Raw genomic sequence first — 17,636 nt, forward strand, 5'->3', positions numbered from 1 at the left:
TTTTTCGCGTCAGCGCCTGACGAATTTTGAAGAGCAAGGGCGACAAACAGCATGGCCACCCAGGCGAAATCCTTCACCGGTAAAAAGCGTATCCGCAAGGTCTTCGGGCACATCACCGAAGTCGTGCAGATGCCGAACCTCATCGAGGTGCAGCGCGAATCGTACGAGCAGTTCCTGCGCTCCGATCCCTCGCGCAATTATGTTTCGGGCCTCGAGAAGACGCTGCGGTCGGTGTTCCCGATCCGCGACTTCGCCGGCACCGCCGAGCTGGATTTCGTGAACTACGAGCTGGAAGCGCCCAAGTACGACACCGATGAGTGTCGCCAGCGCGGCATGACCTACGCAGCGCCGATGCGCGTGACGCTGCGCCTGATCGTGTTCGAAATCGACCCCGATACGGAAAGCCGCTCCGTGCTCGATATCAAGGAGCAGGACGTTTACATGGGCGACATGCCGCTCATGACCGAGAACGGCACGTTCATCGTGAACGGCACCGAGCGCGTGATCGTTTCGCAGATGCACCGTTCGCCGGGCGTGTTCTTCGATCACGACCGCGGCAAGACGCACAGCTCTGGCAAGTTCCTGTTCGCCGCGCGCGTCATTCCGTACCGCGGCTCGTGGCTCGACTTCGAGTTCGACGCCAAGGACATCGTGAACGTCCGTATCGACCGCAAGCGCAAGCTGCCGGTGACGACGCTGCTCTACGCGCTCGGCATGAACAGCGAGGACATCCTCAACCAGTTCTACGGCCGCGTGACCTACAAGCGCGCCGAGGGCGGCTGGAAGGTGCCGTTCCTGGCCGATCAATGGCGCGGCAACAAGCCGATGTTCGACATCGTCGACGCCAAGTCCGGCGAGATCGTCTTCGAGCAGGGCAAGAAGATCACGCCGCGCGCCGCCAAGAAGGCGGAGAACGACGGCCTTTCCGAGCTGCTGATCCCGACCGAGGAAATCTTCGGCCGCTATTCGGCGTTCGACCTTGTCAACGACAAGACCGGCGAGATCTACATCGAGGCCGGTGACGAGGTGACGGAGGAAAATCTCGCCAAACTCGACGGCGCGAATATCTCCGACATCGACCTGCTCGACATCGATCACGTCAATATCGGCGCATGGATGCGCAACACGCTGATGGCGGACAAGGTCGAGGAGCGCGATCACGCGCTCGCCGAGATCTACCGCGTCATGCGCCCCGGCGAGCCGCCGACGCGCGAGACCGCCGAAGGCATGTTCGCGGGCCTGTTCTTCGATCCCGAGCGCTACGACCTTTCGGCCGTGGGCCGCGTGAAGATGAACATGCGCCTCGACCTCGATGCCGAGGACACGGTGACGACGCTCCGCAACGAAGACATTCTTGCGGTTGTGAAGACGCTCGTGGAGCTGAAGGACGGCAAGGGCGACATCGACGACATCGACAATCTCGGCAACCGCCGTGTGCGTTCGGTCGGCGAGCTTCTGGAAAACCAGTACCGCGTCGGCCTGCTCCGCATGGAGCGCGCCGTGAAGGAGCGCATGTCGTCGGTCGATATCGAAACGACGATGCCGAACGACCTCATCAACGCGAAGCCGGCGGTTGCGGCGGTGCGTGAGTTCTTCGGGTCCTCGCAGCTCTCGCAGTTCATGGACCAGACGAACCCGCTCTCCGAAGTGACGCACAAGCGCCGCGTTTCGGCGCTCGGGCCGGGCGGTCTCACCCGCGAGCGCGCGGGCTTCGAGGTTCGCGACGTTCACCCGACGCACTATGGCCGTATCTGCCCGATCGAAACGCCGGAAGGCCCGAACATCGGTCTGATCAACAGCCTCGCGACGTTCAGCCGCGTCAACAAGTACGGCTTCATCGAAACGCCGTACCGCAAGGTCGTGGACAACAAGGTGACGAACGACGTCATCTATCTGTCGGCGATGGAAGAAGCGAAGCATACGATCGCGCAGGCGAACGCCGAGCTGAACGACGAGCGCGGTTTCGTGGAAGAACTGGTTTCAGCCCGCGAGGCCGGCGAGTTCCTGATGGCGCCGCGCAATCATATCACGCTGATGGACGTGAGCCCCAAGCAGCTCGTTTCGGTCGCCGCATCGCTCATTCCGTTCCTGGAAAACGATGACGCCAACCGCGCGCTCATGGGATCGAACATGCAGCGTCAGGCCGTGCCGCTGCTCCGCGCCGAGGCGCCGTTCGTCGGCACCGGCATGGAAGGCACCGTGGCGCGCGATTCGGGCGCCGCGATTGCTGCACGCCGCACGGGCATCATCGATCAGGTCGACGCGACCCGTATCGTTATCCGTGCGACGGAAGAGAGCGACGCCGGCAAGTCGGGCGTTGATATCTATACGCTGCAGAAGTTCCAGCGTTCGAACCAGAACACCTGCATCAACCAGCGTCCGCTGGTGAAGGTGGGCGACATTGTCCAGCGCGGCGACATCATCGCCGACGGTCCTTCGACGCAGCTTGGTGAGCTGGCTTTGGGCCGGAACGTGCTCGTCGCGTTCATGCCGTGGAACGGCTACAACTACGAGGACTCCATCCTCATCTCCGAGCGGATCGTGAAGGACGACGTCTTCACCTCGATCCACATCGAAGAGTTCGAGGTGATGGCCCGCGACACCAAGCTCGGGCCGGAGGACATCACGCGCGATATCCCGAACGTCGGTGAGGAAGCGCTCCGCAACCTCGACGAGGCGGGCATCGTCTACATCGGTGCCGAGGTCGAGCCGGGCGACATTCTCGTCGGCAAGATCACGCCGAAGGGCGAAAGCCCGATGACGCCGGAAGAAAAGCTGCTCCGCGCCATCTTCGGCGAAAAGGCGTCGGACGTGCGCGACACTTCGCTCAAGCTGCCGCCGGGCGTTGCCGGCACGGTCGTCGAGGTGCGCGTGTTCAACCGTCACGGCATCGACAAGGACGAGCGCGCGCTCCAGATCGAGCGCGAGGAGATCGAGCGTCTCGAGAAGGACCGCGACGACGAACGCGCCATTCTCGATCGTGCGACCTACGCGCGCCTGAAGGACATGCTCATCGGCCAGACCGTTGCGGCGGGCCCGAAGGGCGTCAAGAAGGGCGCCGTCATCGACGATGCGATGCTCGCCGAGCAGCCGCGCCGCGAATGGTGGAAGTTCGCCGTGGAGGAGGACAAGCTCCAGTCCGATCTCGAAGCCGTCAAGGGGACGTGGGAAGAGGCGCTGAAGAGCCTCGACCGCCGTTTCGCGGAGAAGGTCGAGAAGCTGCAGCGCGGTGACGAGATGCTGCCGGGCGTGCTCAAGATGGTGAAGGTCTTCGTCGCGGTGAAGCGCAAGCTGCAGCCGGGCGACAAGATGGCCGGCCGTCACGGCAACAAGGGCGTCATCAGCCGCATCCTGCCGATCGAGGACATGCCGTTCCTCGACGACGGCACGCATGTGGATATCGTGCTCAATCCGCTCGGCGTGCCTTCGCGCATGAACGTCGGTCAGATTTTCGAAACCCACCTCGGCTGGGCCGCGCGCGGTCTCGGACGTCAGATCAGCGCCATGCTGGAAGACATCCATGCCAAGGCGCAGGGTCTCGACAAGGAAGACGCCAAGGGTTTGCGCGACAAGCTGAAGGCCATCTATGGCCAGCAGTACAATGCGGAGATCGACGGCCAGTCCGACGACGAGCTCATGGAGCTTGCCACCAACCTCGCTTCGGGCGTGCCGATGGCGACGCCGGTGTTCGACGGCGCCCGCGAGGCGGACGTGTCGAACATGCTGGAACTCGCCGGTCTCGACCGGTCGGGCCAGGTGGAGCTGTACGACGGCCGCACCGGCGAGATGTTCGATCGCAAGGTGACTGTCGGCTACATCTACATGCTGAAGCTGCACCACCTTGTGGACGACAAGATCCACGCGCGTTCGATCGGGCCGTACAGCCTCGTCACCCAGCAGCCGCTGGGCGGTAAGGCGCAGTTCGGCGGTCAGCGCTTCGGTGAGATGGAAGTGTGGGCGCTGCAGGCTTACGGCGCGGCGTACACGCTGCAGGAAATGCTGACGGTGAAGTCGGACGACGTCGCCGGCCGCACCAAGGTCTACGAGGCGATCGTCAAGGGCGACGACACGTTCGAGGCCGGCATCCCCGAAAGCTTCAACGTGCTCGTCAAGGAAATGCGTTCGCTCGGCCTCAACGTCGAACTGCGCAACAGCGAGGACGACGAAGCCGAGGCGAAAGCCATTGCGGCGGAATGAATGATCTCTCCCTCTCCCGCGTGCGGGAGAGGGTCGTGAGGACCGGAAGCGGTATCCTCATCCGCCTGCGCCGGTTGGCGCGGGGCAGAAATTCGGAGGCGGTATGAACCACGAACTGATGAACTTCTACAACCCGGCGGCGAAGCCGGAGACCTTCGACCAGATCCGCATCGGTCTGGCGAGCCCGGAGCGGATCCGCTCGTGGTCGTTCGGCGAGATCAAGAAGCCGGAGACGATCAACTACCGGACGTTCAAGCCCGAGCGCGACGGCCTGTTCTGCGCCCGCATCTTCGGTCCGATCAAGGACTACGAGTGCCTGTGCGGCAAGTACAAGCGCATGAAGTACAAGGGCATCGTCTGCGAAAAGTGCGGCGTCGAGGTCACCGTCTCCAAGGTGCGCCGCGAGCGCATGGGCCATATCGAGCTGGCCGCGCCGGTCGCGCACATCTGGTTCCTGAAGTCGCTGCCGAGCCGCATCGGCATGTTGCTCGACATCCAGCTGAAGCAGCTGGAGCGCGTGCTCTATTTCGAACAGTTCATCGTCATCGAGCCGGGCCTCACGCCGCTCGAGAAGTATCAGCTGCTCACCGAGGATGAACTCCTCGAGGCGCAGGACGAGCATGGCGAGGACGCATTCACCGCCGGCATCGGCGCCGAGGCGATCCAGAAGCTGCTCGAAAGCCTCGACCTCGAAGGCGAGAAGAAGATTCTCCTCGAAGAGCTCGCGGTCACCAAGTCCGAGCTGAAGCCCAAGAAGATCATCAAGCGCCTGAAGGTCATCGAGAGCTTCCTTGAATCCGGCAACCGTCCGGAGTGGATGATCCTGAACGTCGTTCCGGTGATCCCGCCCGAACTGCGCCCGCTCGTCCCGCTGGACGGCGGCCGCTTCGCGACGTCCGACCTCAACGACCTCTACCGCCGCGTCATCAACCGTAACAACCGCCTGAAGCGGCTCATCGAGCTGCGCGCGCCGGACATCATCGTCCGCAATGAAAAGCGTATGCTTCAGGAAGCGGTCGATGCGCTGTTCGACAACGGCCGCCGCGGCCGCGTCATCACCGGCGCCAACAAGCGTCCGCTGAAGTCGCTCAGCGACATGCTCAAGGGCAAGCAGGGCCGCTTCCGCCAGAACCTGCTCGGCAAGCGCGTCGATTATTCGGGTCGTTCAGTCATCGTCACGGGTCCGGAGCTGAAGCTCCACCAGTGCGGCCTGCCGAAGAAGATGGCGCTCGAGCTGTTCAAGCCGTTCATCTACTCGCGCCTCGACGCCAAGGGTCTCTCGATGACCCTGAAGCAGGCGAAGAAGTGGGTGGAGAAAGAGCGCAAGGAAGTCTGGGACATCCTCGACGAAGTCATTCGCGAGCACCCCGTTCTCCTGAACCGCGCGCCGACGCTCCACCGCCTCGGCATTCAGGCGTTCGAGCCCGTGCTGATCGAGGGCAAGGCGATCCAGCTGCACCCGCTCGTCTGCTCGGCGTTCAACGCCGACTTCGACGGCGACCAGATGGCCGTGCACGTTCCGCTGAGCCTTGAGGCGCAGCTGGAATGCCGCGTCCTGATGATGTCCACGAACAACATCCTGTCCCCCGCCAACGGCAAGCCGATCATCGTGCCGTCGCAGGACATGATCCTCGGCCTCTATTACCTCTCGATGGAGCGCAAGGGCGAGCCGGGCGAGGGTATGCTGATCTCCGACATGTCGGAAGTGCATCAGGCGCTGAACGCCAAGGCGGTCACGCTGCACTCCAAGATCATCAGCCGCGTTCCGCAGACGTCCGAGGACGGCAAGACCTACATGAAGCGGGTCGAAACCACGGCGGGCCGGATGCTGCTCGGCGAGTGCCTGCCCAAGAACCACAAGGCGCCGTTCGAAATCGTCAACCGCCTCCTCACCAAGAAGGAGATCGCCGACGTCATCGACACCGTCTACCGCGAATGCGGACAGAAGGAGACGGTGCTGTTCGCCGATGCGATCATGGGGCTGGGCTTCCGCCACGCCTGCATGGCCGGCATCAGCTTCGGCAAGGACGACATGGTCATCCCCGACGAGAAGGAAGCGATGGTCGACGAGACCCGCAGCCTCGTGAAGGACTTCGAGCAGCAGTATCAGGACGGCCTGATCACGCAGGGCGAGAAGTACAACAAGGTCGTCGATGCCTGGGCACGTTGCGGCGACCGTGTCGCCGATGCGATGATGGCGCGCATCTCCGCGCGTCCGGTCGACGAGAACGGCCGCGAGATGCAGATCAACTCGATCTACATGATGGCGCACTCGGGCGCCCGTGGTTCGCAGGCGCAGATGAAGCAGCTCGCGGGTATGCGCGGCCTGATGGCCAAGCCGTCGGGCGAGATCATCGAAACGCCGATCATCTCGAACTTCAAGGAAGGCCTCACCGTCCTTGAATACTTCAACTCCACGCACGGCGCCCGCAAGGGTCTCGCCGACACCGCGCTCAAGACGGCGAACTCGGGTTACCTCACCCGCCGTCTCGTCGACGTGTCGCAGGATTGCGTGGTGATCGAGGACGATTGCGGCACCGACAACGCGCTGACCATCAAGGCCATCGTCGAAGGCGGCACCACCATCGTCTCGCTCGGCGAACGCATCCTCGGCCGTACGCTGGCCGCGGACGTCGTCGACCACAAGACGAACGAAGTCGTGATGCCGGCCGGCACGCTGCTGACCGAAGCCGAGACGGCGATTGTCGAGGCGGCGGCACCGCAGTCGGTGCTTATTCGTTCGCCGCTGGTCTGCGAGACGCGTCAGGGCGTCTGCGGCGCCTGCTACGGACGCGATCTTGCACGCGGTACGCCGGTTAACATCGGCGAGGCCGTGGGCGTTATCGCGGCGCAGTCGATCGGTGAGCCGGGCACGCAGCTCACGATGCGGACCTTCCACATCGGCGGTGCGGCGCAGGTCTCCGAGCAGTCGACGCTGGAAGCGAGCTTCGATGGTACGATCGAGCACCGTAACCTCGATACGATCACCGACAGTCGCAGCCGCCACATCGCGATGAGCCGCAACGGCGAACTCGCGATCGTTGATATGGATGGTCGCGAGCGTTCGGTGCACCGTATTCCGTACGGTGCGATCCTTGCGAACGCGCCGGGGCATATCGTTTCCAAGGGCGATCGTCTGGCCGAGTGGGATCCGTACACGCTGCCGGTGATCACCGACAAATCGGGTACGGTGAAGTATCAGGACCTGATCGAGGGTGTCTCGCTGACGGAGAACGTCGACGAGGCCACCGGCATCACCAACAAGATGGTGGTCGACTGGCGCAGCCAGCCGAAGTCCGGCGATCTGCGTCCGCGCATCACGCTGCTCGACGAGGCCTCGGGCGAAGCCGGCCGCTACATGCTGTCGGTCGATGCCATTCTCTCGGTGAACGAGGGCCAGAAGGTGGAGGCCGGCGACGTCATCGCGCGTATTCCGCGCGAGGCGGCGAAGACCCGCGACATCACCGGCGGTCTGCCGCGCGTCGCTGAGCTGTTCGAGGCGCGCAAGCCCAAGGACAATGCGGTCATCGCCCGCTGCGACGGTCGCATCGAGTTCGGCAAGGACTACAAGACCAAGCGCCGCATCATCATCCACCCGGAAGACGGTTCGGACGCGGCCGAGTACATGATCCCGAAGGGCAAGCACATCTCGGTGCAGGAAGGCGACTTCGTGCGTCGCGGCGACTACCTGCTCGATGGCAATCCCGATCCGCACGACATTCTGGACGTGCTGGGCGTGGAGGCCCTCGCCGAATATCTGGTCTGGGAGATCCAGGAGGTCTATCGGCTCCAGGGCGTGAAGATCAACGACAAGCACATCGAGGTGATCGTTCGCCAGATGCTGCAGAAGGTCGAGATCACCGATTCGGGCGGCACCACGCTGCTCGTCGGCGAACAGATCGACGCCGAAGAGCTGAACGAGGAAAACATCAAGGCCGCGAAGGAAAAGCGTGATCCGGCGGTGGGCAAGCCCATCCTGCTCGGTATCACCAAGGCATCGCTGCAGACGCGGTCGTTCATCTCGGCCGCCTCGTTCCAGGAAACGACGCGCGTGCTCACCGAAGCTTCGGTGCAGGGCAAGTCGGACACGCTGATGGGTCTCAAGGAGAACGTCATCGTTGGCCGCCTGATCCCGGCCGGCACCGGCGCCGCGCTCGCCCGCGCGCGCATTGCGGCATCGAGCCGCGACGCGCAGCTCCGGGCCCGTCAGAAGCGGGTGCTGGATGCGGCGCAGACTGCGGCCGGCGAAACCGTCGACGCCTGACGCGTCTTTTGATGATGAAAGGGGGCCTCGCCGGGAAACCGGCGGGGCCTCTTTCGTTTTCGGCGTCGGCGCTCTTTACACCGGTGTCAGGAGTCGCTCTGCCCTGCGAACCGGAAAGACCGGATTTCCGCCCTCCCGCCAGGATGGCACGATCCGTGCTTGTCCCATCGCGGGACAGTGAGGGAGATGGGCCGATGCTCTGGTGGGTCGCGGGCGTAGTTGGTGCGTTGCTCCTTGCTGCGCTGTTGGCGCCGCCGGCGCCGGGCCGCCGATCACTCGGCCGGATAGATTTCGGCGACGAGCCCACCGACACCGACGAGAACCAGCGGCAGGGCTGAACGCCGCGCTGTTGCGCGCATCCCTCACCGGTAGGGGTTCCGGCATTGGCGGGATATCGATGTGACTTTCGGGGTTGCATCGGAGGCGGCGAGGCCCGAAAGGCGGGGCCAATGCTGCCGGAGCCTGTTGAAGTCCATGGACGCCTGTTGGAATTTGCTCCGCGGATCGACTAACGTCCGGCGCTTTCACAATGCGGAGCGTCATATTGCCTAACAGCGATCTCAGGGTCGCCCTGTTCTCGGGCAACTATAATTATGTGAAGGACGGCGCCAATCAGGCGCTGAACCGGCTCGTCGGCTACCTGCTGCGGCAGGGCGTCGCGGTTCGCGTTTACTCGCCGACCATCGAAAACCCGGCATTCGCGCCGACGGGTGACCTTGTTTCGATTCCGTCCGTACCGATCCCCGGACGCGGCGAGTATCGGCTCGGGCTCGGCATCGGCGGCGTAAAGGCGGACCTCAAGGCCTTCGACCCGCACATCGTTCACATCGCTTCACCCGACATCATCGGCCACCGCGCCGTCGGGTGGGCGCGGGCGCGAGGCAAGCCGGCGGTGGCGTCCGTCCATACGCGCTTCGAAACCTATTTCCGCTATTACCGGATGCACTGGATGCAGACCGTGATCGAGGCGGTTCTGCGCCGTCTCTACAAGCGCTGTGTGGAAATCTACGCGCCTTCCGAAAGCATGGCGGCGGTGCTCACCGACCAGCGCATGAGCCGCAACGTCCATATCTGGAGCCGCGGTATCGACGGCGACCTCTACCGCCCCGATCGGCGCGACATGGAATGGCGGCGGAGCCTCGGCATCGCGGACGAGGACGTGGTGATCCTGTTCGTGGGACGCCTCGTGCTCGAGAAAGGCCTCGACACCTTCGCGGCGACGCTCTCGGAGCTGGATGCGCGCGGTGTGCCCTACAAGGCGCTGTTTGTCGGAGACGGCCCGGCACGGCCGTGGATCGAGGCGCAGGCGCCGCAGGGCATCTTCCTCGGCTTCCAGTCGGGCGATGCGCTGGCGCGTGCCTATGCGTCGGCTGATGTGATGTTCAATCCCTCGTCGACCGAGACGTTCGGCAACGTGACGCTGGAAGCGATGGCGAGCGGCCTTCCCGTGGTGGCGGCGCGCGCGACCGGCAGCCTCAGCCTCGTCACGCCCGGCCTCAACGGGCAGCTGACGACGCCCGACGACATCCAGGAATCGGCGGATGCGCTCGCAGCCTATATCGCCGATTCGGAAAGCCGCACGGCGGCTGGAAAAGCGGGCCGCGAGATCAGCAAGCGCTTCGACTGGGACACGATCAACGGCGCGCTGTTGCAGCGCTATCGCACCGTTGTTGCACGCAGCTCTTCAAAAGCCCGACGTTAGCCCTTATATGGGTGTTGCCGTCTTCGGGCGGCTATGGCGATAAATGATGCCGTGAAATAGGTACAGCGGACCCGGGGGCGGTACCCGGCGGCTCCACCAGTTTCGCCGGACGGGCTATAACGGCCTGTCCGGACATGGGGCCGAACTAGGATCGACGTGTGCTGAAAGACGGTTTTCTTTGCCCGGCCTGAATGCGCCGTAAAACCGTTCAAAACCTACAAATGCCAACGATAACGAGGCATTCGCGATCGCCGCGTAACTAAAGCCCTTCGGGGAATAGGTTACAAAGCTTAGCGCGGTTCGGGCCGCACCGGGCAACAGAAGCGGACACCAGCGGCACGGGGAGCGCCGGGCAACAGAAGCTCCCCACTTTCACCGTTCATCCAGAGTCGGACTTGACCGCGCGGCGGCGCCGCGCCACCAAGTGCCCTTGTGATAAAGAGGGCCGCATGAACGCCGAAACACCGGAAAGCCTGATCCCGTATGACGAGATCGTGCAGGATGCGCTGCGCGGCGTCGTGTTCGGCGTTCTGAAGCGGGTGGAGAGCGATGGGGGCCTGCCCGGCAACCACCATTTCTACATCGCCTTCAAGACCGGCGCCCCCGGCGTCGAGATGCCGGCGCACCTGCGCCAGCGCTATCCCGATGAGATGACGATCGTCATCCAGCACCGCTACTGGGAGCTGAAAGTCGATCGCGAGCACTTCGAGATCGGCCTTTCGTTCAACCAGGTGCCGACCAAGCTTTCGATTCCCTATACGGCGATCACGGGCTTTCACGACCCCTCGGTGGAGTTCGCGCTGCAGTTTCCGACACCCGAGGGCGTCGCGCCCTCCACACCGGAGCCAGAACCCGAGCCTACGCCACCCGAAAGCGGTGACGGGTCGAACGTGGTGACGCTCGACGCCTTCCGGAAAAAATGAGCGCTACGCGCATCGAAACGGATAGCTTCGGGCCGATCGATGTGTCGGCCGCAGCTTACTGGGGTGCGCAGACCCAGCGTTCCATCGGCAATTTCCCCATCGGCGGCGAGCGTATGCCCGTGCCGCTGGTGCGAGCACTCGGCCTCATCAAGCAGTCGGCCGCCTATGTGAACGCCGAGCTTGGCGTGCTCGACAACAATCTCGCACCCGCGATCATCGAGGCTGCGGCCGAGGTGGCGGGCGGCAAGCGTGACGACCAGTTCCCGCTCGTTGTCTGGCAGACCGGTTCGGGCACGCAGAGCAACATGAACGCCAACGAGGTGATCGCGGGCCGTGCCAACGAAATCCTGACCGGCACGCGCGGCGGCAAGGTGCCGGTGCATCCGAACGATCACGTCAATGCGTCGCAAAGCTCCAACGACACGTTCCCGACCGCGATGCACGTCGCGGCGGCGCGCGAGGTGAACGAACGACTGATTCCGGCGCTCCGGCACCTGCACGCCGCGCTCGCCGCGAAAGCGGAAGCCTTTGCCGATATCGTGAAGATCGGCCGCACGCACCTTCAGGACGCGACGCCGGTGACGCTGGGGCAGGAGTTTTCCGGTTACGCGCAGCAACTCACGGATGGCATCGCGCGCGCCGAGGCGGTGCTGCCGCGGCTCTACCGGCTGGCGCAGGGCGGCACGGCAGTCGGCACCGGGCTCAACGCGCCCGAAGGCTTCGCCGAGGGCATCGCGAAGGAACTCGCGCGGCTTTCCGGTCTGCCGTTCGAAACCGCGCCCAACAAGTTCGAGGCGCTCGCCACGCACGACACGATGGTCGAGCTGTCGGGCGCGCTCAATGTGCTTGCGGTCAGTCTCAACAAGATCGCGAACGACATCCGCCTGCTCGGCTCGGGGCCGCGCTCCGGGCTCGGCGAGCTTTCGCTCCCGGAAAACGAGCCGGGCAGTTCGATCATGCCGGGTAAGGTGAACCCCACGCAGGCCGAGGCGCTGACGATGGTGGCCGCGCAGGTGATGGGGAATCACGTCACCGTCACCGTGGGCGGCGCGCAGGGGCACATGGAGCTCAACGTCTTCAAGCCCGTGATCGCCTATAATGTGCTCCAGTCGATCTGCCTGATTGCCGACGCATCCGTGAGTTTCGCGGATCGCTGCGTTGTAGGGATCGAGCCTAACCGCGAGCGCATCGCCGATCTCGTCGAGCGCTCTCTGATGCTGGTGACGGCGCTCGCGCCCGAGATCGGCTACGACAATGCCGCGGCCATAGCCAAGCACGCGCACACGCACGGGCTGACGCTGCTCGAAGCAGCAAAAGCGCTCGATCTGATCGATGAGACGCGGTTTCGCGCGCTCGTCCGTCCGGAGACGATGCTGGCGCCGGGGCGTTAGGCGGCGCGCTCTTCGGCCTCGGCGGCGCCTGACGTATACGCCTCGTCGTAGTGGATGCCGAAGCGGTCTTCCTCCACCCACCGCACGATGCCGGAGCGGGGCTGTTGGCCTTCCACGAAGGTCGTGACCCGGTCGTCGGGCTTCGGCAGCCAGCGCGCTTCGAACATCGCACCCGTATCGGAGGTATTGCGCAGCCGGGCGTTGCGCTTGCGGCCGTTGTGCAGGATCGTCGCGCGTCGCAGCATGGCGATACGGCGGGGCCGGTTTGACTTCACGCCGTTCGGTGCGATCGGCGCTTCGGAGCGCGCAAGAATGCCTGCCTCGGCCCAAGGTACGGCCTTGCCGAAGATGAAGCCCTGCACCTGCGTACAGCCGATGCGGCGGATGATATCGAGATCGTCGTGCGTCTCGACGCCTTCGGCCGTGGTGATCATGCCGAGACTGTCGGCGAGCGCGACGATCGCCTTCACGATCGCGGCCTTCTGCCCGCCCCGCTCGGCCGCGCCGGAGACGAACGAGCGGTCGATCTTGATCTTCTTGAAGGGCGCCTTGGTGAGATAGGAGAAGCCCGAATAGCCGGTGCCGAAATCATCGAGCGTCAGCCGCACGCCGATCGCGCCGAGGCGCTGCAGCGTGGCGCGTGTCGCGGGGTTTTCCTCGAGGAAGACGCTTTCGGTGATCTCAAGCTCCAGCCGCTCGGGCGCAAGACCGGCCTGCGCGAGCGCGTTGATCACCAGCGTCGGCAATTCCGGGTTCGTCACCTGGATCGGCGAGAGGTTGACGGCGATGCCGATGTGCTCGGGCCACTTCGCCGCGACCATGCAGGCGTTCCGCAGCACCCATTCACCGATGCCGTCGATAAGGCCGGTTTCCTCGGCGATCGGAATGAAGGTCGCCGGCGAGATTTCGCCGTGGCGCGGATGGTGCCAGCGCACCAGCGCTTCGAAGCCGACGAGCTTTTCGCTGGCCGTTTCGACGAGCGGCTGGAAATTGAGCGACAGCCCGTTGCCGACGAGCGCGCCGCGCAGGTCGTTTTCGATCTGCCGGCGCGTCTCGGCATTGCGGTGCATCCCGCCTTCGTAGAAACGATGCTTGCCGCGCCCGTCCGATTTCGCGGCGTAAAGCGCGAGGTCGGCGTTCCGCATCAGCGCGTCGATGCTGTGGCCGTTGTCGGGACCGATGGCGATGCCGACGCTCGCGCCGATGGTGATTCGGTGGCCTTCCACGGTGTAGGCCGCCGAAAGATAGTCGATGATGCGCTGCGCAAAGGCGGAAAGTTCGCCCAGCGTTTCGGCATCGCGCACGACGATCGCGAACTCGTCGCCGCCGAGCCGCCCGACACGGCCGTCCGCCCCGACCAGCGTGCCGAGCCTGTCGGCGACCTGTTCGAGCAGCTTGTCGCCCACCGGATGGCCGAGCGTGTCGTTCACCGATTTGAAGCGGTCGAGATCGAGCAGCAGCAGCGCGCAGCGCTGCGGCACGCCGCCGCCGTGGCTGAGAAGCGCGGTTTCCAGCGTCTCGCGGATGGTGATGCGGTTCGCAAGGCCGGTGAGCGGATCGAAGCGCGCAAGGCGCATGGCGCGGTCTTCGGATCGACGCACATCGGTAAGATCGCCGCCGATCCCCGTGAAGCCCTCGAAATGGCCATGCTGGCTGTAGATCGGCGTGCCCGCGATCGACCACCACTGGATGCCGAGCGGGAACAGCACGGGGATGACCACGTCGTGAAACGGCAGCTTGCCTTGCAGGTGAAATTCCAGCGTTCGAAGCGAAGTTGCCGCCTCGTCCTGGTCTTCCACCTCAAGCGAGATGATGTCTCCAAGCGGGCGCCCGATCAGCCGGTCGTTCGTGGTGCCGTGCGCCGCGCCGAACGAGGGCGAGATATAGGTGATCCGTCCGTCGGCATCGGTTTCCCAGAACCAGCCGTTGCCGCAGGTCTCGAATGTCGCGCAGAGCCTGCGCACGCGCTGATCGCCGATATCGCGCATCGATCCCTCGACGCGTTCGATGAGCGTGCGCCGCCCGGCTAGGTAGAGCGTCAGCGCGCCCGACAGCACCACGACCGCCGCGGCGGACGAGGCGAAGCCATCGAGCCGGGTGACAAGCGTGACCGCGAACGCGACCATATAGGCCATCGCCGCGAGCGGCATCGGCGACAGGGCGACAATGCCGAGCACAAGCATCGAAATGGACAGAACGAGCGCGAACGGTATGTCGCTGATGACCGGAAGCGTGCTCCAGAGAAGCCCCGCCGCGGCGCTCAGCGTCACGAGGCCGCGCGCCGTATCGGCGACCTCCCCCGCCTTCGGCTGGGCTTCACGCAGCCCGAACACCGCGAACAACGTCGTCAACACGCCGCCCGCCGCAAGCCATGCGCCCTGGATCGAGGCGGTGAGCGGCACGTGCCAAAGCGTAACGCCGGCCCAGATCAGCGCGCCGACGATCGCGAACAGCGGTATCGTGGGGCGGAGATCGAGCAGCTGCCGGTGTGTGTTGGCAATCTCGCTGCGCGAGCCGAGGCGGGGCAGCGCGACACCGGCCAGCCAGTTCCGCGGCTCGCGAAGATTGGCGGCAGGATCGGCGCCTACAGCATCGCGAATCGGTTTGGCGGGACGGCTGGGCATATCACGCTGCGGTGGCTACCGATGGGTCATCGGGCCCGGCGGCAGGGACATGCCGGTCGCGTCCGGTCCTCTTCGCCTCGTAAAGCGCTGCGTCGGCGCGCCGGTAGACCTGCCGCCATGTGCGGTCGTCGGCAATGATGCCCGATGCGGAGCCGATGCTGACAGTGATGCGGATGCCGTCCGTCATCGGCGTCGCGCGGAAGGCGCGGAGAATCGTACCGGCCGTGTCGTCGCGTTCGGTGTAGGGCACGATAAGCCCGAATTCCTCGCCGCCGAGGCGTCCGGCAACACCGTTCGCGGGTGAAATGCTTTCGAGCAGTCGCCCGGCCTCGCGCAGCACGCGGTCACCGAACTCGTGTCCGAAGCCGTCGTTCACGGTCTTGAAGTGATCGATGTCGATCAGCAGCAGCCGTGATTTCAGCTTACCCTTGCCGCTCCTGCGGATGCCGTATTCGATAAAGGCGCGGCGGTTGAGAAGGCCGGTCAGCGCATCGGTTTCGGCAAGGTAGGTCAGCTCGATCTCGCGGGCGCGCGCCTCGTCACGCTCGGCGCGAATGTTGGAGATGCGGTAGGCGATGCCGATCATGCTGAGCACGCATTCAAAGCACATCGCGTAGAAATAGCTGTCTTCGATGAAGGCGCTCGTCTCCATGAAGCCGAGCGCGACGAGGATGCGGGCGAAGGCTCCGGCAAGCGGCACGGCCCAGGCCACCGTGTAGATGAGGATGATGCGGCTGCCCCGGCGCCATGCGATGATCGCCAGCGGGAAGATCAGCGCCATGGTGAGCGCACCGAGGATGTTCACCGCGGCGAGCGGGATATGAAGCAGTGCTGGCGCCTGGAACAGCGTGATGAGCGCGATGACGCCCGCGCCGACCTGCAATGTCGCGAGCGCGATGCCCGCGATGCCGAGCCGCATGTGCACGGTGCCGCGTTCCAGCAGCGTGATCGTGAAGACGACCGCGAACCACAGCATCACCGGCAAAATGGCCTCCGCGGCCACGTTGCCGAGCATGGGCGGCAACCCCGCAGGAAGCAGCCGCATCAGGATGCCGGATGCGGCGATGCCGTAGAATAACGTCGCGGCGGTCATGCCGCAGTAGAAGAAGAGGAACGCGTAGCGCAGCCAGACGAGCAGGACGAGATTGAAGAACAAGGTGGCCAGGATCACGCCGCCGAACAGCCCGTAGGTCAGCGATTGCCGCTCGATCTCAATGGATTCCGCTTGGGGGGTCTCCACCGCAGGGCGAACGAAGGCACCGCGCGGGTCGACGACCTTCTCAGCGTGCAGCGCGATGGTTTCGATCGTTCCCGGCCGCCATGGAATGCGCAGCCGGAACATGCCGCCGAGTTCGGTGTGGCGTGCGGCGGAGGCGGCGTCGTGGCGCGTCGTCCAGACGGTGCCGTCGGCATAGCGGACGTAAAGCGTAACCTCTTCGAAAAGCGTCTGTTTGAGGTGGACGGACAGGGGCTCGGCAGGCTTCTGCGCGAGGGCGAGGCCGGATTTCACCAGCCAGCTGTTCCGCATCTCGCCCGTCGATAGCCTACCCGGGCAATCGCCGCGCGCAGCCCTCTTCATCGCGCCGGCAAGGTTGAGATCTTCGTGATCGGGGAAAATGCACGCGGTGGTGCTGATATCGACCCCGATCTGCGCGTTCGCCGCTGATGAAATGGTCGACGCACAGAAAAGCAATGCCGCAAGCAAGAGCAGCCCGCGCCGTGCGAACATGGCGGTTATGCCGAAAAAACCATGCATACGCTTTAGGTTAACGCAGCGGATGATAACGATTCGCTAATTACGTTCTTCTTTGCGCAATCTTGACCACGGCTCGCCTTGCTTTATGTGCGGCGCGCATGGACGCACGGACAGACAAGGCCGGAAAAATCGAGCGGCGCGGTATCCTTTTCGTGCTGTCTTCCCCTTCGGGCGCGGGAAAAACCACGATGGCGCGGCGTCTGCTCGCGGCGGAACCGCAGATGGCGGTTTCCGTGTCGGCGACGACGCGTGCCAAGCGCCCGGGCGAGGTGGACGGCATCGACTATCACTTCCGCACCGAGGCGCAGTTCGCGCGCATGGTCGATGCCGGCGAGTTCCTGGAATGGGCGCACGTGTTCGGCAACCGCTACGGCACGCCGCGTGCCGCCGTGGAGACCGCGCTTCGCATGGGCCGCGACGTGCTGTTCGACGTGGACTGGCAGGGCACGCAGCAGCTCGCGCAGTCGATGGGCGACGATGTCGTCTCCATCTTCCTGTTGCCGCCGACGATGGCCGAGCTGGAACGCCGCCTGCGCGCGCGCCGCACCGACAGCGAAGAGGTGATCGAGGGCCGCATGTCGCGCGCTGCCGCCGAAATCAGCCACTGGCCCGAATATGACTATGTGCTCGTCAACGAGGACATGCACGACTGCTTCGAGCAGATTCACACCATCGTTCACGCCGAGCGGCTGAGGCGGCAGCGCCGGGGCGCATGGCTTACCGAATTCACCCGCGAGATGGTGGGAAAACAAGGCTGACCGTGCGCGGGGCAGGGGGTT

General features: G+C 64.5%; 9 protein-coding genes and 1 other RNA gene. 8 read left to right on the forward strand and 2 right to left on the reverse strand.

Translation table 11 applies throughout. From position 1 onward, the window contains the following. Positions 1-51 precede the first annotated feature (51 nt). From rpoB to fumC, 7 genes are all read left to right on the forward strand, one after another. Complete coding sequence (gene rpoB / locus AAC014_RS15665; protein WP_339710252.1) at positions 52-4,197, forward strand: DNA-directed RNA polymerase subunit beta; 4,146 nt, start codon at positions 52-54, stop codon at positions 4,195-4,197. Positions 4,198-4,300: 103 nt separating this feature from the next. Continuing rightward, the gene (rpoC, locus tag AAC014_RS15670) at positions 4,301-8,461 is read left to right on the forward strand and encodes a DNA-directed RNA polymerase subunit beta' (protein WP_339710254.1); all 4,161 of its coding nucleotides are present in this window, start codon (positions 4,301-4,303) and stop codon (positions 8,459-8,461) included. Between the two features lie 194 nt (positions 8,462-8,655). Further along, complete coding sequence (locus AAC014_RS15675) at positions 8,656-8,799, forward strand: hypothetical protein (RefSeq protein WP_339710257.1); 144 nt, start codon at positions 8,656-8,658, stop codon at positions 8,797-8,799. Positions 8,800-9,005: 206 nt separating this feature from the next. Next, positions 9,006-10,163: a glycosyltransferase family 1 protein gene (locus tag AAC014_RS15680; protein ID WP_339710260.1), complete on the forward strand. Its 1,158-nt coding sequence runs from the start codon at positions 9,006-9,008 to the stop codon at positions 10,161-10,163. Further along, positions 10,141-10,495: a transfer-messenger RNA gene (gene ssrA / locus AAC014_RS15685) on the forward strand. The genes AAC014_RS15680 and ssrA overlap by 23 nt, the downstream gene beginning before the upstream one ends. Before the next feature lie 117 nt (positions 10,496-10,612). Further along, positions 10,613-11,086: a ClpXP protease specificity-enhancing factor SspB gene (locus AAC014_RS15690; protein WP_339710262.1), complete on the forward strand. Its 474-nt coding sequence runs from the start codon at positions 10,613-10,615 to the stop codon at positions 11,084-11,086. Further along, positions 11,083-12,477, forward strand: a complete 1,395-nt coding sequence (gene fumC / locus AAC014_RS15695; protein ID WP_339710265.1) for a class II fumarate hydratase — start codon at positions 11,083-11,085, stop codon at positions 12,475-12,477. Before AAC014_RS15690 ends, fumC begins: the two co-directional genes overlap by 4 nt. Here the strand turns inward: fumC and AAC014_RS15700 are convergent. Both AAC014_RS15700 and AAC014_RS15705 read right to left on the reverse strand, forming a co-directional pair. Continuing rightward, on the reverse strand, positions 12,474-15,101 hold the full coding sequence (locus tag AAC014_RS15700) for an EAL domain-containing protein (RefSeq protein WP_339710268.1): 2,628 nt from the start codon (positions 15,099-15,101) through the stop codon (positions 12,474-12,476). The genes fumC and AAC014_RS15700 overlap by 4 nt on opposite strands. Before the next feature lies 1 nt (position 15,102). After that, positions 15,103-16,830 (reverse strand): diguanylate cyclase, encoded by a 1,728-nt coding sequence (locus tag AAC014_RS15705; protein WP_339710271.1) that lies wholly within the window; start codon positions 16,828-16,830, stop codon positions 15,103-15,105. Positions 16,831-16,955: 125 nt separating this feature from the next. Between AAC014_RS15705 and gmk the strand changes: the two genes are divergently transcribed. Further along, positions 16,956-17,615, forward strand: a complete 660-nt coding sequence (gene gmk / locus AAC014_RS15710) for a guanylate kinase (protein WP_339710274.1) — start codon at positions 16,956-16,958, stop codon at positions 17,613-17,615. Positions 17,616-17,636: the final 21 nt, after the last annotated feature.

The sequence above is a fragment of the uncultured Sphingosinicella sp. genome (genome assembly GCF_963974575.1).
Taxonomy (GTDB): Bacteria; Pseudomonadota; Alphaproteobacteria; order Sphingomonadales; family Sphingomonadaceae; genus Sphingosinicella.